The organism is Telluria antibiotica (genome assembly GCF_011682055.1).
Taxonomy (GTDB): Bacteria; Pseudomonadota; Gammaproteobacteria; order Burkholderiales; family Burkholderiaceae_D; genus Telluria; species Telluria antibiotica.
Genome location: NZ_JAAQOM010000014.1, coordinates 51,073 through 76,248, shown reverse-complemented (window position 1 = coordinate 76,248; position 25,176 = coordinate 51,073). Strand labels below are relative to the sequence as shown.

Below are 25,176 nucleotides of genomic sequence, written 5' to 3'. Positions count from 1 at the left end.
CTCAATGGCCCATCGTGTCCTTGGCCATTTCGTCCTTCTTCATCGCGTCCTTCTTCATCGCGTCCTTGTCCATCGCAGACTTCTTGGCATCGTCCTTGTGCATGCCGTCCTTGGCCATCGCGTCTTTCTTCATGGCGTCCTTGCCCATTGCATCCTTCTTCATGGCGGGCTTTTTCATCGCGTCCTTGGCCATGGCGTCATGGCTCATGTCGTCCTTCTTCATGCTGTCCTGCGCATAGGCAGCGCCCGACAGCAGGCAGGCGGCGATCAGGGTGGTGGCGAGTGCTTTCATGGTACGTCCTTTCAGGTGAGTGAACTTGCATGCGTGCTGCGAGGGGGTCGGGCGCTCAACTGCCGCCGAACCAGTTATAACCCTGGTCTTCCCAGTAACCGCCCGGGTAGGTATTGGTCACGAAGATGGCCTGGATATGCTTCGGATTCTTGTAACCCAGCTTGGTGGGCATGCGCAGCTTCATCGGATAGCCATAGCGCGGCGGCAGCGTTTGGCCGTCGTAGGTCAGCGCCATGAGCGTTTGCGGATGCAGTGCGGTGGCCATGTCGATGCTGGTGAAATAGTCGTCGGCGCACTTGAAGCCCACATATTTGGCGCTGAGGTCGGCCCCGACGCGCCGCAGGAAGTGCGAGAAAGGTACGCCGCCCCATTTGCCGATGGCGCTCCAGCCTTCCACGCAGATGTGGCGCGTGACCTGGGACTGCTGGGGCAAGGCGCGTAACGCATCCAGCGTCCACGGCCTGCGGTCGGCGATCAGGCCGGACAGTTCAAGGCGCCACGCGTCGCCATCGACAACGCGCACCTCGTCCTCGCCGTAATACGCGTTGAACGGAAAGGGGCGCGTGATCATGCTGTCCGGGTAGGTCGGCGCAAGGCGCGTCGGGTCGAACAGCAAGGCCTGGGCACGGTCGTTGAAGCGCGAGACCGCGGCCAGGGCGCGCTCGATGCTTTCCTCGCTGGTGGGCGTGCACCCGGTCAGCAGGCCGAGACCGCCGAGGGTCAGCGTGCGCTGCAAGAAAGCACGGCGCGACGGTTGTGCGACGCGCTTGATGGCGTCGGCCAGCATGGCAGCGCCATCCTCGGGGATGACGATATCGCGGGGTCGGATCGGTGTCATGTCGATGTCCTCGGTGTCAGCGGCCGCGCAGCATGGCGGCCAGGGTGCGCGGCACCAGGGCGACCATCACGACGTGCACGACGATGAAGCCGCACAGGCCGGCCATACAAAAAAAGTGGACGCGGCGTGCGCCCTCGTAGCCGCCGAGCAGGGTGCGCAGCAGCGGAAACTGGACCGACTTCCAGAGCACGAGGCCCGACATGACCACGAGGATGATGTCCACCATCACGAACACGTAGGCCAGCCGCTGCACGCTGTTGTAATGGCGCGGGTCCGCATGCGATAGGCGTCCGCGCAACGCGGTGGCAAGGTCGCGCAGCACCTGCCGAGGCGGAATGGGCAGGAACTGGCGGCGCAGCCGTCCGGACACCAGATTGATGGCCAGGTAAAGAACGCCGTTGGCGACCAGCAGCCACATCGCGGCGAAATGCCAGGCCAGCGCGCCGCCGAGCCATCCGCCCAGTGTCCAGGCGGCGGGAATCGCGAAACCGAGGAAGCTGGTGGCGTCGTAGATGCGCCAGCCGCTCGTCACCAGCACCACCACGGCGGCCGCGTTCAGCCAATGGGCGATGCGCAGCCAGGCCGGATGGATGATGTCGTGGGCATCCATCACCGCACCTCATCGCTGGTATAGAGTTCGACCAGCACTGCTGTCGCAGGACCGCTGTTGACTTCGCGGACCGATGCGGCATACGATGCCGGCGCGGGCAGCACGGCCGCAAGGACAGCGCCGGCGCAGGCAATGGACAGACGATGTGAGGACATGGCAGCTCTCTCGTTTGTGGGTGACATGGTGTAATTCGCGGCACCCGTGCATCCGGTTACAGGCCGTACAACAAAAATATTTTTTCTCGACGCTGTCACCAATCATGTCGATCCAACGAACTACTGGAGAATCGAGCGCGCAAGCGACGGAGTCGCGCCTGCACCAGTTGTTCATGCGCGGCTGCAACGGCGACGCGGACGCCTACCGCGGCTACCTGGCCGGTGCCGCCGTGCTGTTGCGCGCCTACCTGCGCCGACGCCTGCAACGCTGGCCGGACGATGTCGAGGACCTCGTCCAGGAATGCCTGCTGGCGCTGCACAACCAGCGGGCGAGCTACGATGCGGGCGTGCCGCTGACGGCGTGGATGCATGCGATCGCGCGCTACAAGCTGATCGACTGGCTGCGCCGCCATGCGCGCCACGAGGCGCTGCACGACCCGCTGGACGACACGGATGATCTTGTCTGGGACGGCCCCGATCCTGAAGCGGGCATGGTGCGGCGCGACCTGACCCGCTTGCTGGACGCCCTGCCCGACAAGCAGCGCGCCGCGATCGTGCTGACCAAGATCGAAGGCATGTCGGTGCGCGAGGCGGCCGGCGCGATGGCGGTGTCGGAAGCGGACGTCAAGGTATCCGTGCACCGCGGCCTCAAGGGCCTGGCCGCGAAAATGAAGGAATGGTTATGAAGACGGACGATCTGATCGACATGCTGGCGCGCGGCCCCGACGTACGGGTCGACGCGCATCGGTGGCGCCGCTTCCTGGTGCCCGCCCTGCTCGGCCTGGCGGCGTGCGTGCTGCTGATGCAGTTGCTGCTCGGGACACGCCACGACATCGGACGCGCGCTGCTATTGCCGGCGTTCTGGATCAAGTTCTGCTTCGCCCTGGTGCTGAGCGTCGTGGGCGCGTTCGCCGTGCGGAAGGTGTCTGCGCCCGGCGCGAAGCTCGGCGGGCTGGCACCGATGGTCGGGCTGCCGATCGTCGCATTGTGGGGCCTGGCGGCGTGGGTGTTGTGGCAGGCGCCGCCCGATGCCCGCGCCGCGCTGGTATGGGGGCAGACGTGGCGCGTATGCACGGTATTGATCGTCGTGCTGGCCGTGCCCGTATTCATCGCTGCGCTCGTCGCCATCAAGAAGCGCGCGCCGACACGCTTGCGCACGGCCGGCGCTGCGGCGGGCCTGGCGTCGGGCGCGACGGCGGCGATGGTGTATTGCTTCCATTGCCCGGAAATGAGCCCGGCCTTTGTGGGCGTCTGGTACGTGCTGGGCATCGCAGCAATGACGCTCGTCGGCGCGCTGATCGGCCCGAAAGTATTGTCCTGGTGAGAAGCGGGCGGCGCGGAGCGCTCGACCTCGCCGGCGTGTTCGATGGACGCCCTTGCGAATTGGAGAGTGAACCATGCCACAAGCAGTCTCTTTCAGCGGCGCGAACGGCCGGACCGGCACCTACGTACCCGACGCGACGTCGTCAGTCGGCCTGCGCGCCAAACTCGATCGTTACGAGAAACAGCTGTCGGATTGCGTGAATTGCGCATCGGCCAAGACGCCGGAGGGCAAGGCCGATATCGCGGCCATCAGCGCAAAGATCGACGAGGTGAAACGGACGATCGCCGGCACGTCGAATGGCGAGGGCCGCGCAGCGTCGCGAAACGAGGACCAGGCCGTGGCGGTAGCGTCGTCGATGTCGCCACTTGGCAACTGCATCGACACGTATGCCTGATGTTCCGCGCGCTTGCGGCACGTGCTGTCGCAGCGTACCCAGCTCTCCAGCTCTACGGCTTGCTGGCCTGCGTGCCAAGCGGCACGTCGCCCCCTTCCAGCCACGGCGTCCCCGGCAGATTCGGCTTCGCCTCCACGAGCGACACCTGCGCGCGCGTGCTCGTGCGGATCGCGCGCACGATGTCCAGCATCGTGTTCTCGGTGAATTTTTCCGGCGTGCCCATCATCATGCCGCCCACCTGGCGCGGCCATGAGAGCCAGCCGCCTTCCGGCTTCGTGAAGATGGCGTACATGTCGAGGTGGTAGCCGTCCCTGTATGGGAACAGGCACGCGACCATGTTCATGTTGTCGCTGCCGCGCACGTGCGGCGCGGCCTTCGCCGTCCAGGCGGCGCCTTCGCACGTGGGGGTGGCGGATGCGGCGCTCGCCGGGTCGGCCATCCTGAAGTGGCCCGGCAAGGCCGTCGCCTCCACGCCGGGCGGCGTCGCGACGACGACGTCCTTCACGTTGCGGACGATGCCCTCGGTGGCGGCCGTGGCGACGGCTTGCGGCGCGGCGGCCGTCCGGATGTCGAACACGCGGTAGTACTCGACGGTCGTGTCGTGCGCGGCGAACCGGCCGCCGCTGCCGGCGCTGCAACCGGCCAGCACGGCCAACACTCCCAGCGCGAGCAGGATAAAACGGGACAACAACGAACGCTTCATCTTCATCTCCTTCGCATAAGTCGGTGGACCGATTGTCCCGACGGGGAAAGACAGGAGAATGAGTTCGATCAAGCGTGCGCGGCGCGCGCGCAGCCGGGTTCAGAGCACGCGGCTGAACGTCTGGCGCACGACGTTGCGGTCGCCGCAATCGAAGTGCCACCACTCAGTGTTGATGCCGACAAAGCCCGCCTGAAACATGGCGCCGCGCAGCAGTTGGCGGTTGGCGGCTTGCTGCGCCGTGAGCGCGCCGCTCGCGAGGAAGCGCGCTTCCAGCGCCGGGTGCGACAGCTCCGTCATGTCGTCGAAGCCCGTCCCCATATCGAGTTCGCGGCCGCCGGCATCGAGCAAGGTGATGTCCAGCGCCATTCCGAACGAGTGGATCGAGCCGCGCTGCGGATTGGCGAGATACATCTGCAGGTCGGTGCCGGCAAGCGCGTCCCATAGCTGCTGCTGCACGCGCTGCGGGCGCAGGGCGTCGAGCACGAGCGGCGTGCAATCGGGGCACGCCGTCTTCAGCCACGCGACGACGCGTTCCAGCGCCGCGGCCGCGTCGCGGTGCAGCCAGGCGCAGTCGTATGGCGAATACAGGTCGCGGCCGACGAAGTTGTGCGGGGTCGCGTAACGCAGGTCGACGGCGATGCCGCCGATGGTCGAGAGATGGCGGAACGCGGGATCGGTGGCGATGCCCTCGATGGTACTCATGCGCATCCCTTTTCCAGCAGATGGCGCGCCGTCGCGCCGATGCAATTCGCGAGTTCGCGCGCGCCGTGCGACAGCGGCGCGTGGCTGGCCGTCAGCAGGTACAGCTGGACAGGGATCGTCGGTGCCCACTGGCGGCATTGCACCCTGCCCGGCGCGGCCGATGCGGCCGTGAACGGGTCGAGCACGGCCGAGCCGGCGCCCGCCTCGACGAGCGAGCGGGCGATCTGGTACGTCTGCACGACGGTGTGGAACACGGGATGCACGTCCTGCGCTTCGCAGGCAGCCAGCACCATCTCGCCCAGCGGGTCGCGGTCGGCCAGGCCGATCAATTCACCGCTGAGGCCCGCCGGCGTGATCGGCTGGGCGCATTCCTGCTCGGTCCACGTGCCGGCCGGCGCCATCACGGTCAGCGCGCCTTGCGCGATCGGCTCCGCTTCGATGCCGGGATGGCGCGGGTCCTGCAGCGACAGCGCGAGGTCGGCCTCGCCGAGACGCAGCGCGTTCACGATTTCGCTCGTGTGGAACGTGGCCAGTTCGCAGCGCGTCTGCGCGAAGTCGCGCCGCCACACGGTCAATGCGGCGGGTAGCACGGAGACGGCGATGGTGGGTGTGGAAATCAGCCGCACCGTTTCTTCCGCGCGGTTCTTGAGACTCGCCGCGAGGCGGCGGATGCCTTGCAGGTCGCGGTTCAGCTTTTCCGTCTCGGCGAACAGGCGGTGCGCTTCCGGCTTCGGATACAGCTTGCCGCGCACGCGCTCGAACAGCGGCATGCCCAGTTGCAGTTCGGCGTGCTGCAGCACTTTCGTCACGGCCGGCTGCGAGATGTGCAGCACCTGGGCCGCGCCGCTGATGGTGCCGACCTGCATGATGGCGTGAAACACTTCGATATGGCGCAGACGCATCGTTCAATCCCTGGTACGCAAAGAGTGCCGCGGCAAACGCCTCACTGCTGGACGGGCACGGGCGGTGCCGCGGGCAAGGGATCCTGCACCGGCGGCGCGGGCGGCATCGGCGGCTGCGGTGGTACCGGCGACTCCGGCGGCGAAGGCGGCTGCGGCGACACCGGAGGTACCGGCGGCTGCGCCGGCATCGGCGCCCCCGGAATGAACACGGGCGACGTCGTCACGGGCGCCGGCAGCGGCTGCGGCAGCGGACCGGTCGGATTCGTCAGCGCTTCCAGCAGCGCGGCCGTCTCGACGTCCGGCTGGCCGTCGATGTTCGCCGGGCGATATTTCATCTGGAATGCCGACAGCACGGTGCGCGTCTGCTCGTCGAGCACGCCCGACTGGACGATCGCATAACCCCACGCCGCCAGCTTCTTCTGGTACCACGCGACGTCCGGCAGCTGAATCTGGAAGATCGGCACGATGCTCGCGACGCGATTGGCGTCCGGCCAGGCGACGAGGCCGGCGGCCGCGAGCTGGCGCCACGGGAACATGGGGCCCGGATCCTGCTTGCGCTGCGGCGCGATGTCGGAGTGGCCCAGCACGTTTTCCGGCGCGATGTGGTGGCGCGTGACGATGTCGCGCACGAGCGGGATCAGCGCGTCGATCTGCGATTGCGGGAACGGCGCGTAGACACGGCCGTTCGGCGTGTCCGTATAGCCCGGGTTGACGATCTCGATGCCGATCGAGCTGTTGTTCAGCTGCGTGAAATTCTTCCAGCTCGAATTGCCCGCATGCCAGGCCGCGTTCTTCTCGTCGACGAGGTTGTAGATGACGGGGACGGGATCGTCCGTCACGAGGTAGTGCGCGCTGACTTCCTGCTGCGTGAGGATCTTGATGGAATCCGCGCGGTTGCTGACGGTGTAGTGCAGCACGAGGAAGCGCACGCGGCTGCTCTGCCCTTTCGCCGTGTACGTGTGGTCGTATTGCGGGCCGCTGGGCGGCGGCGTGGCGCAGCCGGCCAGCAGGGCGAGGAGCAAGGTCGCGACGAAGATTTTCATGTCGGTGTCGTGAAGTAAAGTAGGTCGGAAGCGAGCGCCATGCGCGCCGCCGCGTGATGGGCCTGGCCAGGGGCCTGGGTCAAGGTGATGTCGGGCAGGCTGGCCCGCATCGTGTCGACGATGACCGGATGCAGCTCGGCCGCGCGCCCGGACACGGCCACCGGACGCGGCCCGAAGCGCCGCGTCAGCGCCAGCGCGAGGCGCGCCAGCTCGCGGCCGGCCGCGCGCAGGATGCTTGCCGCGACGGGGTCGCGGTCGGCCGTCGCCGCGACCGCGAGCGCCAGCTTGCCGACGGCGCCCCGTTCCTGGCCGTAGATGAACTGGCGCGAATACGCCCAGTCGTCACCGCCGACGTAGTCGAGCACGGCGCGCGCCATCGGCGACGAGCGCCAGCTGCCGGGACGTTCGTCCTCGTTGCGCCACACGTGGCGCAGCGCTTCCTTTGCGATCCAGAAGCCGCCGCCGCCATCGTCCAGCACGACGCCGCGCCCGCCCGCGCGGTGGAACTGGCCGTCCGCGTCGACGAACGCACCGATGGAGCCCGTGCCCGCATACACGAGATAGCCCTGGCCCGGTTCGAACGCGGCGCGGTAGGCGATTTCCATGTCGCTGCAAAACTGGATGTGTGCGGGGTCGACGTGCAGGTCTTCCGCGAGCCAGCGCTGCAGCAGTTCGCTGTCGCCGCCGAAGCCCGTCAGGCCGGCGTGCACGCGGCCCGGCACGCCGTGCACGAGCGCGTCGGTGGCCAGTTGCGCGAAGGTGGCGCGGACGGCATCCCGGCCTTGCGGTGTGCCCATCTGCAGGGCGGACAAGCCCGCGACGCGGCCTTCTGCGACGATGGCGCCGCCGGGCGCCGCGAGGGCCCAGCGCGTTTCGGTGCCGCCGGCGTCGATGCCGAGGCCCAGCCCGGCGGGTTGCGGGCTCTGCGGTTCAGGTTCGGGTTGCGAATCGATCATGATCATCCGCCAGTGTACGCCGTCAGGCCGGCCTTGGGCGAATGAATGCTGACATGCAATGCATGACCCCAGGTTATGCCTTCCGCCACGCTTGCACACGGGCGCTTTCGTTGCCCAGGCGGTCGACAGCGCTGACGAAGATGGCATCGGCCACACCCAGCTTCGCATCGTCCGGCACGGTGCAGTCCACGCGCGACGCGGGCGCGACGGCAAAGCGCCACTGGTTGCCGAAGCGCGCCCAGATCGCGTACGTCGCGTTCGCGTTGCCGGCGACGAGCTTCAACGACACGGCAGCGCCTTTGCGGACCGCGGTGACGGACGGCACGCCCGGCGTCTCGTTGCCGAGCCACGGCGTGGCCGGCACCAGCGCGGGGACGGCGTACGACACCGTGCGCAGCTGGTCGCTGATGCCCTTGCGGTTTTCCATCAGCGCGGCCATGCTGAAGTGGACGTGCCCGCCCGCGTTCGGGCGCGTGCGCGTGTGGTCGATCTGGTCGAGGATTTCCTGCGGCGGAAAGTCCTTCGTCGGTGCGCCGATGCGGCTCGTGAACAGGCCCGGCCACACGTGGCGGGACTTCGCGTTCTGCGTCAGCCAGTAATCGAGCAGCACGTCGTAGGCCTGGCCGGTCTGGCGGATGCCCCAGTACAGCTGCGGCGAAAAGTAGTCGAGCCAGCCGTTCTGCAGCCACGTCTCGGCGTCCGCGTACAGCTTGTCGTACTGCGAAAAGCCGACGATGCCGGCCGGGCGGCGGTCCGGGCGGCCCAGGCCGAACGGGCTGATGCCGAAGCGCACCCAGCTCTTTTCGCGGTGGATGCCTTCGTACAGCGCCTCGATCAGGCGGTTAACGTTCTGGCGCCGCCACGATGCGCGGTCGAGCCGCCCGCCGCCCGCGACGTAGCGCTGCCACGAGGCGTCGTCCGGGAAATCCAGCTCGGTCTTTGCCGTGCGGCCTTCCAGCGCCGCGCCTTCCGCGCCCGTCATGACGGGCGCTTCGATCGGGTACGGATAAAAATAATCGTCGATGTGGACGCCGTCGATGTCGTAGCGGCGCACGACATCCAGCACGACGTCGAGCGTCTGCTTGACGGCGGCATCCTCGCCCGGGTCCATCCACAAGTATTTGCCATAGGTTTTGACGGCAGACGGGTTCGTGCGCGTGATATGGTTCGCAGCAGCCGGCGACTTGGCGCCGTTGTGGCGGGCGCGGTACGGGTTGAACCACGCGTGCAGTTCGAGCCCGCGCGCGTGCGCCTGCGTGACCCAGAATTTCAGCGGGTCGTACCAGGGCTGCGGCGGCTGGCCCTGTGCGCCCGTCAGGTATTCCGACCACGGTTCCAGCTTCGACGGATAGATGGCATCCGCGGCGGGACGCACCTGCAGCACGATCGCGTTCAGGTTCAGCGCCTTGGCGCGGTCGAGGATGGCGATGGCTTCCGCCTGCTGCTTCTCGGCCGGGAGGTTCGGCTTGCTGGGCCAGTCGATGTTGGCGACGGTCGACACCCACGCGGCGCGGAATTCGCGCGGCGCCGGCGGCGGCTGGTCGCCTGCCGGCACAGTGGCCACCACCGGCGGCGTCGAGCTGCAGCCCGACATGAGGCCGCCCGCCGCCAGCGCACCGGCGACTCCCGCGAACGCGAACGCGCGTCGTTTCTGATCAGGTTGCAACACCAACTCCTAGACTTTTACGAACCACTTCTTGCGCCACATGCCCCACGCGATCAGGAACATGCACGCATCGAACAACACGGCGTGCAGCAGCGACGTATTGACGGCACCGAGCGGCAACGCGGCGATCGGCGCATACAACGTCTGCCCCAGCGTGCGCAGGCTGCCGTCCGGCTGCGCGAATTTTACATAGCCCAGCATTTTCGCGATAAATCCGGAAAACGCAAAGATGAACAGTGCGTTCATGCCGTAGATGACGAAAGGACGTGTCCCGCGCGCCGCAATCGACCGTATTCGTAAAGACGGGCTGACGTCGAGCGGCCAGTAAAACGCGGAAAACGCGAGACTTGCGAGGCCCGTCATCAGGAAGCAGTACGACGGCGTCCACAGGCTTTTATTGATCGGCATGAGGATGATATCGAGAAACATGCCCACCGCGACGCACGCGACGCCGGCGACGATCAATCCCGCCACTTGCCGGCCGCGGTCGACGCTCGATGCGAGCCAGCGCCCGGCCAGCACGCCGAACAACTGGCCGCACAGCGCGGGCAACGTGGACACGAGGCCTTCCGGGTCCCACGTCTTCGATTGGACCCACAAATGCTTGCCCAGCAGCGTGCGGTCGACCCACGCACCGAAATCCTGCCCGGGTTCCAGCACGCCGGCGCCGATGCCCGGCACGGGCACGTACAGCATCAGAACGCTGTACAACGACAGCAGCGCAGCGATGACCACCAGCTGCATGCGCCAGCCGCAGTACACGACGATGGGCGCAGCAAGCAACGTGCACAGCGCGATCCGCTGCAGCACGCCGGGAATGCGCACTCTGTCGAGATGGAAATACGGCATGAAGTTCAGCAGGAAGCCGATCAGGAAGATCAGCAGCGCGCGCTTCGCCAGCTTGGCGAGCAGCCGCGGTTTATCCGCGCCGGCGGCGGCGAGGCGCCCCAGCGACAAGGCCATCGCCACGCCGCCGACGAACAGGAAAAAGGGGAAGATGCAGTCGGTGAACGTCCAGCCGTTCCACTTCGCGTGCTCCAGCGGCCCGTACAAATGGCCCCAGTCGCCGGGATTGTTCACCAGCACCATCGCGGCGATGGTAAAGCCGCGGAAGGCGTCCAGCGAGACGAGGCGGGCTGGCTGCGTGCTCACTTCTTCCCGAAGTCCGGATCGATTTTCACCAGCGCGGCCATCGCGAACGCGGGGATCGTCGACAGGCACGTCCAGACGAAGAAATGCTGGTAGCCGATCATCTCCTGCAGCTTGCCGCTCCACATGCCCGGCACCATCATCCCCAGCGCCATCAGGCCTGTGCAGATCGCATAGTGCGCCGTCTTGTACGGGCCGTCCGCGACCATGATCATGTACATCATCATGGCGGTGAAGCCGAAGCCGTAGCCGAACTGCTCGATGGCGATGAAGCCCGAGATCACGCCCAGGCTCTGCGGCTGCACCGACGACAGGTACACGAACACGAGGTCCGGCAGGTGCACGGCGAGCACCATCAGCCACAGGCAGCGCTTGAGGCCCAGGCGCGAGATCAGCCAGCCGCCGAACAGGCCGCCGATGGTCAACGCGATGATGCCGATGGTGCCGTACGCGGTGCCGTATTGCTCGGTCGAGAGGCCCAGGCCGCCCGCGCCGACGGGGTCCTTGAGGAACGGCGCGACGAGTTTCAGCAGTTGCGCCTCGCCCAGGCGGAACGTCAAAATAAAACCGAGGATCAGCCAGATGTCGCGCTTGCGGAAGAAGCTGCCGAACGTGGCGAAAAAGCTGGCGACAGGATTGGTGCCCTCCGCCGCCTTGTGGTCGGCATCCGGGCGCGGCAGCACGGCCTGGTGCCAGGCGAAGAACGCGAAGAACAGCGCGCACAGCACGAACAACACGATGGCCCAGGCCTGGTGCACGTCGCCCAGCGACGTCGACAGGTGGCCCGCCGCGATCACGAGCGGCCCCTGCGCGGCCAACGTGGCGAGTCGATAGAAGGTCGAGCGCACGCCGACGAACGCGGCCTGCTCCTTCTGGCGCAGGCCCAGCATGTAGAAGCCGTCGGCGGCGATGTCGTGCGTGGCGGACGCGAACGCCATGATCCACATGACGCCCAGGCTGATCATGAAGAACGACGGCAGGTGCAACGTGGCGCCGACGGCGCCGAGCGACGCGGCCAGCACGAGCTGCAGCGACACGGTCCAGCCCCGCTTCGTGCCGACCAGGTCGACGATGGGCGACCACAGCGGCTTGATCACCCACGGCAGGTACAACAGGCTCGTGTAAAAGGCGATGTCGCCGTTGGACAGGCCCATGTCCTTGTACATGACGACGGACAGGTAGTTGGCGACGATGTAGGGCAGCGCCTGGCCGAAATACAACGAGGGCACCCACAGCCACGGGGTCTTGGATTGCGTAGTCTGCATGTTCTTTCGTCGTCGGGCCCGGCGGCGTTGCGGGAGGGCCCGGGCCGCGTCAGCCGGCCAGGGCGGCGCGCACGCTGCCGCGCGCGCTCTCCAGCAGGGCGCGCGCCTGCTCGACAGGGATGTTCTTGGACAAGGCCACGATCGCGACCTTGACGTGGAAGTCGCACTGCGCCAGCACCGCCTCGGCCGCCTCTTCGCCGGCCCCCGTCGCGAACGACGTCAGGTGGATGGCGCGGCGGACCAGCTTGGCGTTGGTCGCCTTCAAGTCTACCATCAGGTTGCCATAAACCTTGTTCAGACGCACCATCAATGCGCTGGAGAATGTGTTCAGCGCGATCTTCTGCGACGTGCCCGCCTTCAGCCGGGTGCTGCCGGAGATGGTTTCTGTGCCCGTGTCCAGGGTGATGCCGATCTCGGCTTCGTTCGCGACGGGTGCATCCGGATTGTTGGCGAAGCCGATCGTCAGCGCCCCGGCCGCGCGCGCGGCGCGCAGGGCGCCCAGGACGTACGGCGTCGCACCCGACGCGGCGAGCGCGAGCACGACGTCGTTCGCGCCCACGTACGCGCCGCGCACGTCCGCCGCGCCCTGTTCCGCATCGTCCTCGGCGCCTTCGACGGCAACGAACATCGCGTCCGTGCCGCCTGCCAGCAGCGCGACGGCGCGTTCGTGCGGCCAGGAAAACGTCGGGTACAGCTCGACGCTGTCCAGCACGCCAAGCCGGCCCGACGTGCCCGCGCCCACGTACACGAGGCGTCCGCCCTGCTCCATCCGCGGCAGCGCGGCGGTAACGGCCGCGGCGATGCGGGGCCCGGCCGCGCGGACGGCGTCGACGGCGTTGAACTGGTCGTCGACGAGCACGTTCACCAGCTCGGCCGTGGGATATTGATCGAGGGACACGTGTTGCGGGTCGGGCGTTTCGGTGTTGAGCATCGCGTTGTTGTTCGAGTCGGTGGACCTGACCAGTGTAATACCAATGCCGCCGCGCCTGTCATGAAAGGATCGGCCGTTGTCATTCCGAAAAGTTATGCGGGGTTGACGTCCATGCATTTGCGCGGCAACCGCCGAGTCCGTATTCTCGTCTGCATATCGATGACACGGGGATGACGATGAACAGACACCGACGCCATCTGCTGGGCATGGCCTTGCTGGGCGCCACCGGCCCGCTGCTGGCCGCGCCGTCGCGCCGGCGCATCCCCGCGCTGGATGTGGAACTGCGCGCCATCGCTGCCGATCCAGCCTGCGAGCTGGCGAGCCTGTCCGTGCTGGCGATCCGCGCCGGCCGGGTCTGCTATGCCGGCCAGTTCGGCCGACGCTTCATCGGTCACGACGGGCTGCCGGACAAGCCTGTCAGCCCAGGTACGCTGTTCCGCATCGCGTCGATCTCCAAGCTGATGACGACGCTGGGCCTGCTGCGCCTCGTCGAGGACGACAAGGCCGCACTCGATGCCGACGTGTCCGGCTACCTCGGCTTCACCTTGCGCAATCCGCATTTTCCCGACCAGGCGATCACGTTGCGCCACCTGCTCACGCACACGTCTTCGCTGCGCGACGACGCCGGCTATTCGTGGGGCGCGGACGTCGCATTGAAAGACGTGATCGATGCGAAGATGTATGCGACAAACGCCGGCCCTGGCGCGTTTTTCACGTACTGCAACCTCGGCTGGGGCGTGATCGGCACCGTGATGGAGCGAATCACGGGCGAGCGCTTCGACCGCCTGATGCGGCGCCTCCTCATCGAACCGCTGGGCCTGCAGGCCGGCTACCTGCCGGCGGAACTGCCACCGGCGGCGCTGGCGAACCTGGCGACCTTGTACCGCAAGCGCACCGTGGACACGGAAGTGTGGGACCCGGCCGGCCCGTGGATCGCCCAGGCCGACGACTACAGCGTCAAAGGGCCGTCTGCCATCGATCGCTATGTCGTCGGCACGAACGCCACGCCGTTCAGCCCGACCGGAGGCCTGCGCATCAGCGCGCGCGACATGGGAGTCGTCATGCGCATGCTGATGGGGGATGGTCCGCATCTGCTGAAGCCGGCGACCTTGGACCTGATGTTCAGCCGACAATGGACTTACGACGGCCGCAACGGCGACACGGCCGACGGGCTATTCCACTGCTGGGGTCTCGGCAACGAGCAATTCCCGGACGAAGCGGGCACACGCCTGGTGGAACGGGGCGGCTTCCCCGCGGTCGGGCACCTGGGCGACGCGTACGGGCTGATGTCCGTGTTCGTGCTCGACCGGCAACGGAAAAACGGCATGATCGCGCTGGTAGGCGGCACCTCGACGGATCCGTTCGCGCCGGCCAACAAGGGGCGATACTCGTCGCTGGCGCGCTTCCAGGAGCGCATCCTGACGGCGTTGTACGAACACGCCGTAACATGAACACGGGTTATGCCCAGCCGCTCTAGATTCATTGGCCGAGCGCAGGGCCGGCCCCTTAAGCTTCGCTGCATGTCCATGATCAAGAGCAGGCACGGATGCAACAAGTAATCGTCATCGGCGGCGGCGTGGTCGGCCTGACCTCGGCATGGTGGCTGCTCGAGGCCGGCTACCGGGTCACGCTGCTGGAACGCGCACCGGGCGTCGGCACGGGCACGAGCTACAGCAATGGCGGGCAGCTGAGCTATCGCTACGTGTCGCCGCTGGCCGATGCGGGCGTGCCGCTGAAGGCATTGATGTGGCTGTTCCAGGAACACGGTCCGCTGCGCGTCAAGCCGCAACTCGATCCGCACCAATGGCGCTGGCTCGCCGCCTTCCTCGCCAACTGCCGCGCCGACCTGAACCGCAAGACGACCCATAAACTGCTGGAGCTGGGCGAGCTGTCACGGCGCGCGATGGCGGCACTGGCGCCGGCCGTCCCGCCGGACGCGTTTCAATGGCGCGACGCGGGCAAGCTCGTCGTCTACCGCACGCGCGCCGCATTCGACGCGGCCACGGCAAAGCCGGACTCGGCCGGCACGCGCCAGGTGTGGGATGCAGCCACGTGCGTCGCGCGCGAGCCCGCGCTCGCGGCACTGGAAGACAAGCTCGCGGGCGGCATCTACAACGGCGGCGAGGCCGTTGCGGATTGCTACGCCTTCTGCGTGGCGCTGGCCGAACGCATCGGCGCGCATCCCCGTTTCGAAGGGTTCGTGCACGGCGAGGCGCAGCGCTTCGTGACTTTGGAGGGCCGCGTCACCGGGCTGCAGACGTCGGCCGGCCCGCTCGCGGCCGACGCGTACGTCCTCGCCGCCGGCATGCAGAGCCGCGCGCTGGGCGAGTCGGCCGGTATCTCGCTGCCGATCTACCCGCTGAAGGGCTACAGCCTGACGGCACCCATCCGCCAGGACGACGTGGCACCGGAGATCAGCGTCACCGACTTCGAACGGAAAGTGCTGTACGCGCGCATCGGCGACAAGCTGCGGGTGGCGGCGATGGTCGACATGGTCGGCGAAGACCTGAGCCTGAACGCCAAGCGGCTGGGCAGCCTGACGCGCCAGGTGAAGGAAGCGATGCCGCGCGCCGCCGACTACACGCGCATCACCCCATGGGCCGGCCTGCGCCCGGCGACGCCGAACAGCGCCCCCATCATCGGCGCGACGCCGTACGCGAACCTGTGGCTGAACGTGGGCCACGGGCCGCTCGGGTTCACGTTCGCGTGCGGGACGGCGAGCCTGCTGGCCGACCTGATGCGCGGGAAGGCGCCGCCGTTCGCGCTGGATGGGCTGACGCTGGGGTGATGCGGGCGCGGCGCGTCAAATGACGCGTGCAACGGACGCAATCAGGACCGCGGCCGGCACGAGAAGCGCCTGCGCCGCAACCGTGCCTGCCAGCCGGCTACCGACCAGCCAGACGATCGCCTTCCTGAACTGCCCTTCCGTCACCTTGCCTTCGATGACATCGTCCGTCATTCCCGACATGTGCGGGTCGATGACCACGGCCATCATGATCGTGGCACCGCCGTTGATGATGGACGAGAGCGAGCTCGAGGTGACTCGCACCGACGGGTCGAGCACCCCGGCATACAGGGACGCGAACACGCCGACCGTCCAGAGCGCCGTCGCGCCCACGTTGAGCAGCGTGATCCGGCCCGACACGCCGTGCCCCGAGCGGATCTCGGTCACGTTGCCTGCGGCGGGCACGCTGGCGACGTCCCGGATGTAAGACAGTCCGCCCTTGAAAAACCCGTGCAGGATCAGCTTCGGGACGGAACGATGCACCTGGAAATGCAGCACGGCCCGGCAAAATACACGTTGAAACGTCGGAATCAACAGTGCCCCCGCCACCGTCGCGAGACTTGCCGAGATCAGCAGCCAACGGAAATCGCCGAGCAGCGAGCCGCTTGCGAGAACGCCCAACCCGGTCTCGACACGCTTCGCCAGGAACGGCTGCAAAAACGAATTCGACGTCCGCGATACCAGCATGAGGATGCTGAACAGGGCCAGCGAAACGGCGATCCGCTTCGTTCGCACGCCCGCGATACGTACGGAGTACGCGAGCGTACCGATCAAGTGGATCACGAACGTCAAAAAGCAGATCAGGAGAAGTTGTGTGTCCACGGATCGATGCGTCTCGTATCAATGCTTGCTGTATTGAAGTTCGAACGGGACGGGCCGGGGTTGTTCCTCGCCGGGCGGCACATACATCACCATCAGCTGAGAGCCACCGCCTTGCTGGAAATACTCCAGTCGGACCGGATAAAAACCTTTTTCCAGGGGAACCAGATAGGTTTTCGGCCTGCCATTGCCGTGGAGGCCGTCGTAATCGATTAGCAAATGGTCTCCCAAGTACAATTTGGCGCCATCGTCCGAGTCCAGCAAGAGAATATAATGGCCCGCCTGTTGAATCTCGATATAGCCTTCCATCAGCAGCCCGAAATCGATTGAACGCGGAAACTTGCTGAGGCCGAAATCCTTGTCCGTGATTCCAGACTGGACAGGCTTCAGTTTACGGAAATCCGGTAACGCATCCCAGTGTCCCTCGTAATAAGTGTAGTTGAGGCCACCCGGCGTGATGTTTTTCGGCTTTTCGATTGCCGGAAACGCATTTCCAATCTTGAATTCGCCCACCGTCGACTTGTTGAACCGGTCCATGCGATTCAAGTCCTTTACGGTCAGCTTGACGTTATTCATCAAGCTGTTGCCAGGTAACATTTGCGTCGATGACGGGGTAGGCTCGCTGCCGTCGACCGTGTAACGCACCTGCGATTGTCCAAAATAGTAGACTTTATAGGGCGTATCCTTCAGGACGATGCCGCTCATCGGGTGAAACACGATGGGCGCTGAGCTATAGCCGTTGTAGAAGAATTTCAGTCCGTCGTAGACACTTTTCAGCCGCAGGGAGCCATGATGCTCATCCGGGTAGCCGACGATTTTCCAGTTCAAATCCTTGGGCGCCTTGCTCTTCAACACGGCGTCCATGTCGGTAATGCCCATCTGCTTGAGCCCCGCGTCGTCGCGCCCGCCGATGAACAGGGCCTTGCCTTTACCCAGCGACGCGTTCAACTTGTCAGCAGCAAGTTTGTCGACGTAATTGCTGTCCCACCAGAGGCTCGGGTCCACGGCCAGGTAATAATTGAAGAGCTGTGGCTCGGCGAGAAATGCATAGACGGAAAACAGGCCGGTCAGCGAGTGCCCGTACAATAGATTCGTGCCGCTGACAGGGTATTTTTTATTGATATACGGGACCAGTTCATTCTTCAAAAAAGACAGGAACTTGTCCGCCCCGCCCGAGCCGGGGAGCTGATCGACATGGGTAGGCGTCATGTCGCGGTCGCGATTGGTGTTGAATACGGCCACCATGATGACCGGAGGCATGAAAGTCTCGTTCTGCGCAAATTGCTGGATGTCCGCGATGGTGTTCAAGTTGCCGTCGCCATCGAGGATGTACAGCACATCGTATTGTTGTCCCGGGTCGAAGTTTTCCGGCAACAGCACCTGGAACGCTCGATCTTCTTTCAGGACGGTCGACTGCAACGAGTCGCGCTTGCCGGGCAGTTCACGTGCCGTCGCACCGGAACACACGATCAAGGATGAAATGATGAATAATGCACAGCAAGTAAATGATCGTTTCATGAAATGGGTCGTCGATTTCAGGTTTGTCTTTGTCAATATCCAGGCGAACGAATCAGCATAGCAGTTTGTTCGGCCGAAAAAATCACGGACTGTCACGCAGGTCTTTTCCAAACATGAAGTAGGCGAACGGCAAGAAAGAGAAAAACAGCCAGTGCGACGGAGTCATCAATCGAAATAGTGGGGCACGAAGTGGCTCATGTTGGTGGTCACGAGCAGCGCATCTTCGCGCAGGCAGATCCCAGCCGGTTGATCGCCGACGACCCACGATCCGATCACGGGATAGCAGCCATCGAAGTCGGGAAGCCTGTGCAATTGCTGGTAGATGCACCGCTCGCGGCCATAGGGTCCATCGTCTTCCGCGATGATCTTGCCCTCCTCGACGAGAACGATGTTGGCGCCTTCGCGTGAAAAGAACGGCTTCCTTGCATACGACGCTAGACGTCCGGGTTCGAAAAACGCGGGCAGCAGGTTCGGATGGCCCGGATACAGCTCCCACAGGATCGGCAGGATCGCTTTGCAGGACAACACCGATTTCCATACAGGCTCGATGAAACGCGTGCGGCATCCGACCGTCAGTGGGCCGAATTCCTCGCGCATCATCCATTCCCACGGATAGAGCTTGAAGAGGGTGTGGATGGGCTTGTCGTCCTCGTCCACGAACATGCCCAGGCCCGCGTGCCAGCCGAGCTTTTCGACGTCGATATGCCGCACGTCGAAGCCCGCCTGCCTGGCCGTGTCCATCAGGTAGTGCACGCAGACTCAGTCCTCCTCGTTTCCGGCCAACGACGCGAAATGGATGCGGCCATCCTCGCTGCGCGTCTGCTTCCAGCGTGCGACGAGCCGCTCGTGCAGCGAATTGAATTGATCGTGCCCCGGGAATTTCTCCGTCATCCAATACCATTGCGCCACGGCCGATTCGAGCAGCGACGTGGGCGTGTCGGCGTTATATTCGAGCAGCTTGGGCTCGCTCTTGCCGTCGTAGGCGAGATCGAAGCGCCCATACAGGCTGAATTCACGCTCGGCGAACGATGTCTCGATCGCTTGCCAATACGCGGCGGGGATCCCCAGTTCGCCCAAGCGGCGATTGCGGATGACGTGGGCGACGGCCTCGATGCACATCGCGTGCAATTCGGCGGTACGCGCTTCGAGCAGGTCGATCTCCGCAGCGGAAAAGCGATAGCAGACGTCTTCGCACCAGTAATCGTCCCAGCCATGGAACGACAGCCCGATAGCTTCAAGCTTTGCAGCGTGATCGGGGCGGGGTTGGACAAGTAATCGTTGCATATCAGCCGCCTCCCGATCCGCCGCCGTGACCGCCGCCGCCATGACCGCCTTCGCCACCACCGCCATGACCGCCTTCGCCCCCATGCGCGGTCGAACCGAAACCGCCGCGCGCCACCGGCACCGAATCCACGGACGTCGCGTGCGACGGCGCGCCGCGGCTGGCGTCGCCGGTCGTCAACGCACGGGCCGTACCGCTTTCGATGACCATCGGACGCCCGGCATTGCGATCCCAGTAATAGCGCGGACCGACAAATACGGTACCGGCATGGCCGGTCGACGTCGAATTGCACCAATTACCGTCGCCCCAATCCTTGCGGCAGTCATTGGAATTGGCATAGGCGTTTTGCAGCGCGGTGTCGGGGATGTTGCTCGACCTGCTGCAACCCGCGAGCGACGCGAGCGCGCCGAGCAGGATCAGGGGTACGTGTTGTGATCGTTTCATTCCGGTCTCAAAAAATCGACTGTCTGCAAGCTGTCCGTGCCGCTTGCCTTCCAGTTCGTGTGCGTTCCAAATACCTCGCCGAGAAAGGGCAGCGCGGCCCGCATGACGCATTCGGAATCCATGTCCTCCGCTTCCACCACGCCTCCATGCGGATTGCGCGTCATCCACTTGAGGGCCCCGACGATGCCGCCGACGACCTGCAGTGTCGTCGCGCTGTTGAATGGTGCGATTCGACGCGCCTGCGCGAGCGACAGCACCGACCCGAACCAGTCAGCGCCCCGTTCGTGAATGAGCAGGACGCCGAGTTCGTCGGCGCCGCTGGCGAGTTCGTCGCGCAGGATCGTCTGCACGGCCGGCGGCGCGAAATCGTGATGGGCCCAGCGGCACAGGCTCTCGCAGGTCTTGAGCGTCGGGCGGTAGGCGTAGTACACGGTCGGTCGATAGATGGCCGTGCCGTCGACTGCGGATTCGGTCAACAGATCGCCGATCGACAGCGCCTCGTGATGCGTAATCAGATACGCGTCCTGTTCCCCGACCGATGGCGTCCACGACACGACTTTCGTCCTCGCGCCGGGGGTGTCGAGTATCAGGCCCGCAGCGACAGTCTCGTCGTGGCGCCGGGCGCCGGCAGGCAAATACGCTTCATGGGTTCCCCACGATAATTCGGCATGCTGCCTGGCTTCCGCCAGCAGGCCGTCGACGGACCACGTATTGGCGAATTCACCCGACTGCAATGGCAGATCGTCGGCCTGGGTATCGCGCTCCGTGATATGGACCGTCTTGATGCCGAGGGCGCGTGCCAGTGCCGCGCTGGGCATCTCCGCGTTGAGCGCATGCGCGGTGGCCAGCCGGGCCAGCGCCATCTTGACGAAATGCGACACGAGACCCGGATTCGCGCCATGCGCGATGACGCACGTGGACCGTCCCTTCCCTTTGCGCCGCAACGCCTGCTTGCGCAGCCAGTAATTGGTCGTTTCGACCAGCGGCCTGTCGTCGGCATCGTATCCGCCCGCCCAGGGTTCCACGCAGGTGTCGAGGTACATGACGTCACGCGCCTGGCACCAATCGATCAGCGCGAGCGACGACACGTCGACCGACAGATTCAGCATGACGTCGCCCGCGCCCAGGCGATGATCGAGTACGGCATCGAGGTTCGCGGGCGTGAGCGCGCAGATCGTCAGGTCGACGCCGTATTCGCGGGCGACCGCGGCGCCGCGCGCGTCCGCACTGATCGCGCTGACGTTGCGCCGTTCCAGGTCGGGAAACTGCTCGAACAGCACGGGCGTCAATGCTTGCGCGATTGCGCCGTAACCGATGAATAGAATTTTGCGTTCGTTCATTTGAGATGCATGTCATGCACGATGCGACGCCGACCGAAGCGGATCGAATATCGCGACGTATTTATTCATTCCACGAACAAACTCTACGCCTGATCGACGTAAACTTAGTGTAAAAACATGGGCGGGTTATTCGTTCAGGCCGCGCGTGACATACCAGGCAAAGCATTCGGCCAGTACCTTGGGAATACCTGGCATCTCCTGCGTTACCCATGCTTGAATCTCTGCGCCTTCGTCGGCGGCAGCACCGCCGGCCCAGGCGCCGACATAACGGCTTGCCTTGGTCGGATCGGTCGAATAGAACAGATAGGGATCGTCCGTGGCATGGTTGTTCGCGTAGACGATGTACCAGCCTCGCGCGCGAAACAGACCCCGCACATCGTCCCGCCCCACGACGATACGCGTGGTCAGGCCAGGATCGAATTCGGCCCGCATATGCTTTTCCAGCACCGGCGCGAACGACGCCTGCGCAGCCAGGTACATCATGGTCACCGTCAGCAGCTTGCCCATACGCGGTTCAAGGCGCCCCAACGCTGCCATTGAGCTCAATGACTATCGACCTGCACCCCGCACTCCTCCAGCCGCAACCGCGTCTTGCTGCCGTCGTCGATGATGACGGTGATATCGACGAAACTGCCCGGCTTCATGCTGTCGCAGGGCACGCGCAGCACGTATTGGCCCGGTTTGACGTCGACGGGCTGGCCGCGGTGCGCGACGGCGTCGGCCAGCGCACCCGCCTGCACGCGCTCGAAGAAGCGCGGCTGCGCGCCTTGTGGCATCTTGTTGTCGACGGTGACCTCGGCCGCCGCGGCCGTGGCCATCGCGCCCAGCATGGCGGCTGCGACGACGATCCTCTGGATTGCTGACATGGCGTCTCCTTCAGGCCTGAATATATTGCCGATGTGGCATTTTATATAATCTGGAACACCCTTTGTGCCATTCTTGCATCACTTTTCGGCGCAACGACATGGAAATGTTATGGAACAGCCGTCCCGGGGGACAGTGATACAAAAAATTTCTCCGCCCATTTAATGGGCAGTTCATTTATTTTCGGCAAAAGATCTGGGCAGATGCATTAACGCTCCGCCATCTGCCGTCATCCTGCACGACAGCGCAGCTCACCTTGGGGCGCGAAATGGCGGATAATTGCCGGCATGTCTACTCCTGCGAAGCCTCTTCCCTGTCCGTGCGGCGGCCCGTCGATCATGCGCTGCTGCGGCCCCTTCATCGCCGGCGCGGAACTGCCGCCGACGGCCGAAGCGCTGATGCGATCCCGCTACACGGCCTTCGTGATGCGGGACGAGGCTTACCTGCGCGCGACCTGGCATGCGAGTACCCTGCCGGCGGATCCGATCGTCGACCCGAACCAAAAGGTTCAGTGGCTCGGACTTGAGATAAAATCTGCTTTACGTTTACGTCAACGTAAAGCAGACCTGCCGGACAATCCTAACGAGGATACCGTCGAATTCGTCGCCCGCTTCAAGGTCCACGGCCGCGCGCACCGCTTGCATGAAGTCAGCCGGTTCGTGCGCGAGCCCGACCCGGCCGTGGGCGGCAAGATGCGATGGTTCTATGTGGACGGCAGTTTCCCTGAATAAAACCGCGCCACAAGCCGCGACCAGCAGGAGACAGGACCCGATGCCCCAGATCGACACGAAACTCAACCCGCGCAGCGAAGATTTCAAAGCCAACGCCGCCGCCATGCAAACCCTCGTCGACGACTTGCGCGCCAAGGTGGCGCAGGTCGCGAAGGGTGGCGGCGAAGCCGCATGCGCCAAGCACGTCGCGCGCGGCAAGCTGCTGCCGCGCGACCGCGTGCAGATGCTGCTCGATCCGGGCACCCCGTTCCTCGAATTTTCCCAGATGGCCGCCTATGCGATGTATGACGACGCGGCGCCCGCCGCCGGCATCATCACGGGCATCGGCCGCGTCGCGGGCCAGGAATGCGTGATCGTCTGTAACGACGCCACCGTCAAGGGCGGCACGTACTACCCGATGACGGTCAAGAAGCACTTGCGCGCGCAGGAGATCGCCGAGCAGAACAACCTGCCCTGCATCTACCTCGTCGATTCCGGCGGCGCCAACCTGCCGAACCAGGACGACGTGTTCCCCGACCGCGACCACTTCGGCCGCATCTTCTATAACCAGGCGAATTTGTCGGCCAAGGGCATTCCGCAGATCGCCGTCGTGATGGGCTCCTGCACGGCGGGCGGCGCGTACGTGCCGGCGATGAGCGACGAATCCATCATCGTCAAGGAGCAAGGCACGATCTTCCTGGGCGGCCCGCCGCTCGTGAAGGCGGCGACGGGCGAAGTCGTCACGGCCGAAGACCTGGGCGGGGGCGATGTCCACACGCGCCTGTCCGGCGTCGCCGACCACCTCGCGCAGGACGACATGCACGCGCTGGCGCTCGCGCGCACGATCGTGTCGAACCTGAACCGCGTGAAACCCCAGCAGGGTGCGCTGCGCGAGAGCGTCGAACCGAAGTACGCACCGGAAGAACTGTACGGCGTGATCCCCGTCGACACGAGGAAACCGTTCGACGTGCGCGAGGTCATCGCCCGCATCGTCGACGGCAGCGCCTTCGACGAGTTCAAGGCGCGCTACGGCACGACGCTCGTCTGCGGCTTTGCCCACATCTTCGGCATGAAGGTCGGGATCATCGCCAACAACGGCATCCTGTTCTCGGAATCCGCATTGAAGGGCACGCACTTCATCGAACTGTGCTGCCAGCGCAAGATCCCGCTCGTCTTCCTGCAGAACATCACGGGCTTCATGGTCGGCCGCAAGTACGAGAACGAAGGCATCGCGCGCAACGGCGCCAAGATGGTCACCGCCGTCGCGACGGCATCCGTGCCGAAGTTCACCGTGATCATCGGCGGCTCGTTCGGCGCCGGCAACTACGGCATGTGCGGCCGCGCGTTTTCTCCGCGCTTCCTGTGGATGTGGCCCAATGCGCGCATCTCCGTGATGGGCGGCGACCAGGCGGCGTCCGTGCTGGCCACCGTCAAGCGCGACGGCATCGAAGCACGCGGTGGCCAGTGGAGTGCGGACGAAGAAGCCGCGTTCAAGCAGCCGATCAAGGACCAGTACGAACACCAGGGCCACCCGTATTACGCCACCGCGCGCCTGTGGGACGACGGCGTGATCGACCCGGCCGATACGCGCATGGTGCTGGGCCTGGGCTTATCAAGCGCGCTGAACGCGCCGATCCCGGACACGAAGTTCGGCGTGTTCCGCATGTGAGGAGATGAGGAGATGAATATGGACTATCAGACCCTCACCGTCACGATCCTCGACCGCATCGCGCACGTCACGTTGAACCGGCCGGAGCTGCGCAACGCGTTCAACGAGCAAAGCATCGCGGAACTCGCGCTCGCGTTCGACGAGCTGGGACGCAACGAGCTCGTACGCGCCATCGTGCTGGCCGCGAACGGTCCCGCGTTCTGCGCCGGCGCGGACCTGAACTGGATGAAGAAGATGGCCGGCTACTCCCACAGCGAGAACCGCGCCGACGCCATGCGCCTGGCCGACATGCTGCGCACGATCTACGTCTGTCCGAAGCCCGTCGTGGCGAAGGTGCAGGGCGATTGCTACGCCGGCGGCATGGGCCTCGTCGCGGCGTGCGACGTCGTCGTCTCGGTCGACACGGCGAACTTCTGCCTGTCCGAGGTCAAACTCGGGCTGATCCCGGCGACGATCTCGCCGTACGTGATCAAGGCGATGGGCGAACAGGCCGCGCGCCGGTACTTCCTCACGGCCGAACGCTTCGACGCGAAGGAAGCCCACCGCATCGGCTTCGTGCACGAGGTCGTGCAAGCCGCGGACCTCGACACGAAGGTCGCGGCCATCGTGCAGGCGCTCGCGAACAACAGCCCGAACGCGGTGTGCGCGGCAAAGAAGCTCGTGCGCGAGATCGCGGGCGCGCCCGTGACGGAAGCGCTGCTGGAAGACACGGCGAACCGCATCGCGGCCATCCGCGCATCGCTCGAAGGACGCGAAGGGGTCGCGTCCTTCCTCGAAAAACGCCGGCCTTCATGGCTGGACTAGTTACAAGAAAC

26 protein-coding genes and 2 pseudogenes are annotated in these 25,176 nt (G+C 65.2%); 8 read left to right on the top strand and 20 right to left on the bottom strand.

All coding sequences use genetic code 11. The features are described 5' to 3' along the window. Window position 1 precedes the first annotated feature (1 nt). The 4 genes from HAV22_RS21885 to HAV22_RS21870 all read right to left on the bottom strand — a co-directional run bounded on the left by HAV22_RS21885 (window position 2) and on the right by HAV22_RS21870 (window position 1,895). Window positions 2-292 carry a pentapeptide MXKDX repeat protein gene (locus HAV22_RS21885; protein ID WP_166861888.1) on the bottom strand — a complete coding sequence of 97 codons (291 nt, stop codon included), beginning with the start codon at window positions 290-292 and terminating at the stop codon, window positions 2-4. A gap of 55 nt (window positions 293-347) precedes the next feature. Beyond that, the gene (locus HAV22_RS21880) at window positions 348-1,079 is read right to left on the bottom strand and encodes a molybdopterin-dependent oxidoreductase (protein WP_371869711.1); all 732 of its coding nucleotides are present in this window, start codon (window positions 1,077-1,079) and stop codon (window positions 348-350) included. Window positions 1,080-1,146: 67 nt separating this feature from the next. Next, entirely contained in the window at window positions 1,147-1,740 is a 594-nt protein-coding gene (locus HAV22_RS21875) for a cytochrome b/b6 domain-containing protein (protein ID WP_166861886.1), read from the bottom strand. Then, complete coding sequence (locus HAV22_RS21870) at window positions 1,740-1,895, bottom strand: hypothetical protein (RefSeq protein ID WP_166861885.1); 156 nt, start codon at window positions 1,893-1,895, stop codon at window positions 1,740-1,742. Before HAV22_RS21870 ends, HAV22_RS21875 begins: the two co-directional genes overlap by 1 nt. Before the next feature lie 104 nt (window positions 1,896-1,999). Here HAV22_RS21870 and HAV22_RS21865 point away from each other — a divergent pair, with 104 nt between their 5' ends. From HAV22_RS21865 to HAV22_RS21855, 3 genes are all read left to right on the top strand, one after another. Continuing rightward, window positions 2,000-2,581, top strand: coding sequence for a sigma-70 family RNA polymerase sigma factor (locus tag HAV22_RS21865; RefSeq protein WP_166861884.1), 582 nt, complete (start codon window positions 2,000-2,002; stop codon window positions 2,579-2,581). Beyond that, window positions 2,578-3,219 carry an NrsF family protein gene (locus HAV22_RS21860; protein ID WP_166861883.1) on the top strand — a complete coding sequence of 214 codons (642 nt, stop codon included), beginning with the start codon at window positions 2,578-2,580 and terminating at the stop codon, window positions 3,217-3,219. The genes HAV22_RS21865 and HAV22_RS21860 overlap by 4 nt, the downstream gene beginning before the upstream one ends. 73 nt (window positions 3,220-3,292) lie before the next feature. Beyond that, window positions 3,293-3,613: a hypothetical protein gene (locus tag HAV22_RS21855; protein ID WP_166861882.1), complete on the top strand. Its 321-nt coding sequence runs from the start codon at window positions 3,293-3,295 to the stop codon at window positions 3,611-3,613. A gap of 52 nt (window positions 3,614-3,665) precedes the next feature. Here the strand turns inward: HAV22_RS21855 and HAV22_RS21850 are convergent, their stop codons facing one another. The 9 genes and pseudogenes from HAV22_RS21850 to murQ form a co-directional block, all read right to left on the bottom strand. Then, window positions 3,666-4,316, bottom strand: coding sequence for a hypothetical protein (locus tag HAV22_RS21850; protein WP_166861881.1), 651 nt, complete (start codon window positions 4,314-4,316; stop codon window positions 3,666-3,668). A gap of 99 nt (window positions 4,317-4,415) precedes the next feature. Then, entirely contained in the window at window positions 4,416-5,018 is a 603-nt protein-coding gene (locus HAV22_RS21845; RefSeq protein ID WP_229421358.1) for a M15 family metallopeptidase, read from the bottom strand. Next, window positions 5,015-5,920 (bottom strand): LysR family transcriptional regulator, encoded by a 906-nt coding sequence (locus tag HAV22_RS21840; RefSeq protein ID WP_166861879.1) that lies wholly within the window; start codon window positions 5,918-5,920, stop codon window positions 5,015-5,017. Before HAV22_RS21840 ends, HAV22_RS21845 begins: the two co-directional genes overlap by 4 nt. A gap of 266 nt (window positions 5,921-6,186) precedes the next feature. Continuing rightward, window positions 6,187-6,963 (bottom strand): annotated as a pseudogene (locus HAV22_RS21835) (N-acetylmuramoyl-L-alanine amidase); the annotation flags it as partial. Continuing rightward, entirely contained in the window at window positions 6,960-7,919 is a 960-nt protein-coding gene (locus tag HAV22_RS21830) for an N-acetylglucosamine kinase (RefSeq protein ID WP_166861877.1), read from the bottom strand. The pseudogene HAV22_RS21835 and the gene HAV22_RS21830, both read right to left, overlap by 4 nt. Before the next feature lie 73 nt (window positions 7,920-7,992). Further along, window positions 7,993-9,585 (bottom strand): glycoside hydrolase family 10-like protein, encoded by a 1,593-nt coding sequence (locus HAV22_RS21825; protein ID WP_229421357.1) that lies wholly within the window; start codon window positions 9,583-9,585, stop codon window positions 7,993-7,995. A gap of 9 nt (window positions 9,586-9,594) precedes the next feature. Next, the gene (locus HAV22_RS21820; RefSeq protein ID WP_166861876.1) at window positions 9,595-10,737 is read right to left on the bottom strand and encodes an acyltransferase family protein; all 1,143 of its coding nucleotides are present in this window, start codon (window positions 10,735-10,737) and stop codon (window positions 9,595-9,597) included. Beyond that, on the bottom strand, window positions 10,734-11,999 hold the full coding sequence (locus tag HAV22_RS21815; protein ID WP_166861875.1) for an MFS transporter: 1,266 nt from the start codon (window positions 11,997-11,999) through the stop codon (window positions 10,734-10,736). The genes HAV22_RS21820 and HAV22_RS21815 overlap by 4 nt, the downstream gene beginning before the upstream one ends. 49 nt (window positions 12,000-12,048) lie before the next feature. Further along, window positions 12,049-12,930: an N-acetylmuramic acid 6-phosphate etherase gene (murQ, locus tag HAV22_RS21810; protein WP_166861874.1), complete on the bottom strand. Its 882-nt coding sequence runs from the start codon at window positions 12,928-12,930 to the stop codon at window positions 12,049-12,051. Window positions 12,931-13,106: 176 nt separating this feature from the next. On the opposite strand from murQ, the gene HAV22_RS21805 reads away from it, so the two are divergent. Both HAV22_RS21805 and HAV22_RS21800 read left to right on the top strand, forming a co-directional pair. Continuing rightward, the gene (locus HAV22_RS21805; RefSeq protein ID WP_166861873.1) at window positions 13,107-14,381 is read left to right on the top strand and encodes a serine hydrolase domain-containing protein; all 1,275 of its coding nucleotides are present in this window, start codon (window positions 13,107-13,109) and stop codon (window positions 14,379-14,381) included. A gap of 95 nt (window positions 14,382-14,476) precedes the next feature. Then, window positions 14,477-15,718, top strand: a complete 1,242-nt coding sequence (locus HAV22_RS21800) for a D-amino acid dehydrogenase (RefSeq protein ID WP_166861872.1) — start codon at window positions 14,477-14,479, stop codon at window positions 15,716-15,718. A 15-nt stretch (window positions 15,719-15,733) separates the two neighbouring features. On the opposite strand, the gene HAV22_RS21795 is transcribed toward HAV22_RS21800, so the two are convergent. The 7 genes and pseudogenes from HAV22_RS21795 to HAV22_RS21765 all read right to left on the bottom strand — a co-directional run bounded on the left by HAV22_RS21795 (window position 15,734) and on the right by HAV22_RS21765 (window position 21,984). After that, on the bottom strand, window positions 15,734-16,537 hold the full coding sequence (locus tag HAV22_RS21795) for a lipid II flippase Amj family protein (protein WP_166861871.1): 804 nt from the start codon (window positions 16,535-16,537) through the stop codon (window positions 15,734-15,736). A gap of 18 nt (window positions 16,538-16,555) precedes the next feature. Next, a complete protein-coding gene (locus HAV22_RS21790) occupies window positions 16,556-18,052 on the bottom strand; it encodes an alpha/beta hydrolase-fold protein (protein WP_166861870.1) in 1,497 nt (498 codons plus the stop codon). Between the two features lie 165 nt (window positions 18,053-18,217). Continuing rightward, window positions 18,218-19,336: pseudogene (locus HAV22_RS21785) on the bottom strand (glutathionylspermidine synthase family protein). 1 nt (window position 19,337) lies between these two features. Then, complete coding sequence (locus HAV22_RS21780; protein WP_166861816.1) at window positions 19,338-19,778, bottom strand: hypothetical protein; 441 nt, start codon at window positions 19,776-19,778, stop codon at window positions 19,338-19,340. Beyond that, window positions 19,775-21,118, bottom strand: coding sequence for a saccharopine dehydrogenase NADP-binding domain-containing protein (locus HAV22_RS21775; protein WP_166861869.1), 1,344 nt, complete (start codon window positions 21,116-21,118; stop codon window positions 19,775-19,777). The genes HAV22_RS21780 and HAV22_RS21775 overlap by 4 nt, the downstream gene beginning before the upstream one ends. Window positions 21,119-21,244: 126 nt before the next feature. Continuing rightward, window positions 21,245-21,625 (bottom strand): hypothetical protein, encoded by a 381-nt coding sequence (locus HAV22_RS21770; RefSeq protein ID WP_166861868.1) that lies wholly within the window; start codon window positions 21,623-21,625, stop codon window positions 21,245-21,247. A 35-nt stretch (window positions 21,626-21,660) separates the two neighbouring features. Next, window positions 21,661-21,984 carry a hypothetical protein gene (locus HAV22_RS21765; protein ID WP_166861867.1) on the bottom strand — a complete coding sequence of 108 codons (324 nt, stop codon included), beginning with the start codon at window positions 21,982-21,984 and terminating at the stop codon, window positions 21,661-21,663. Window positions 21,985-22,269: 285 nt separating this feature from the next. On the opposite strand from HAV22_RS21765, the gene HAV22_RS21760 reads away from it, so the two are divergent. From HAV22_RS21760 to HAV22_RS21750, 3 genes are read left to right on the top strand one after another with little or no spacing between them, the layout of a single operon-like run. Beyond that, window positions 22,270-22,713, top strand: coding sequence for a YchJ family protein (locus HAV22_RS21760; RefSeq protein WP_166861866.1), 444 nt, complete (start codon window positions 22,270-22,272; stop codon window positions 22,711-22,713). A 40-nt stretch (window positions 22,714-22,753) separates the two neighbouring features. Further along, window positions 22,754-24,361, top strand: coding sequence for a carboxyl transferase domain-containing protein (locus tag HAV22_RS21755; protein WP_166861865.1), 1,608 nt, complete (start codon window positions 22,754-22,756; stop codon window positions 24,359-24,361). 18 nt (window positions 24,362-24,379) lie between these two features. Further along, window positions 24,380-25,165, top strand: a complete 786-nt coding sequence (locus HAV22_RS21750; protein ID WP_371869705.1) for an enoyl-CoA hydratase/isomerase family protein — start codon at window positions 24,380-24,382, stop codon at window positions 25,163-25,165. Window positions 25,166-25,176 lie beyond the last annotated feature (11 nt).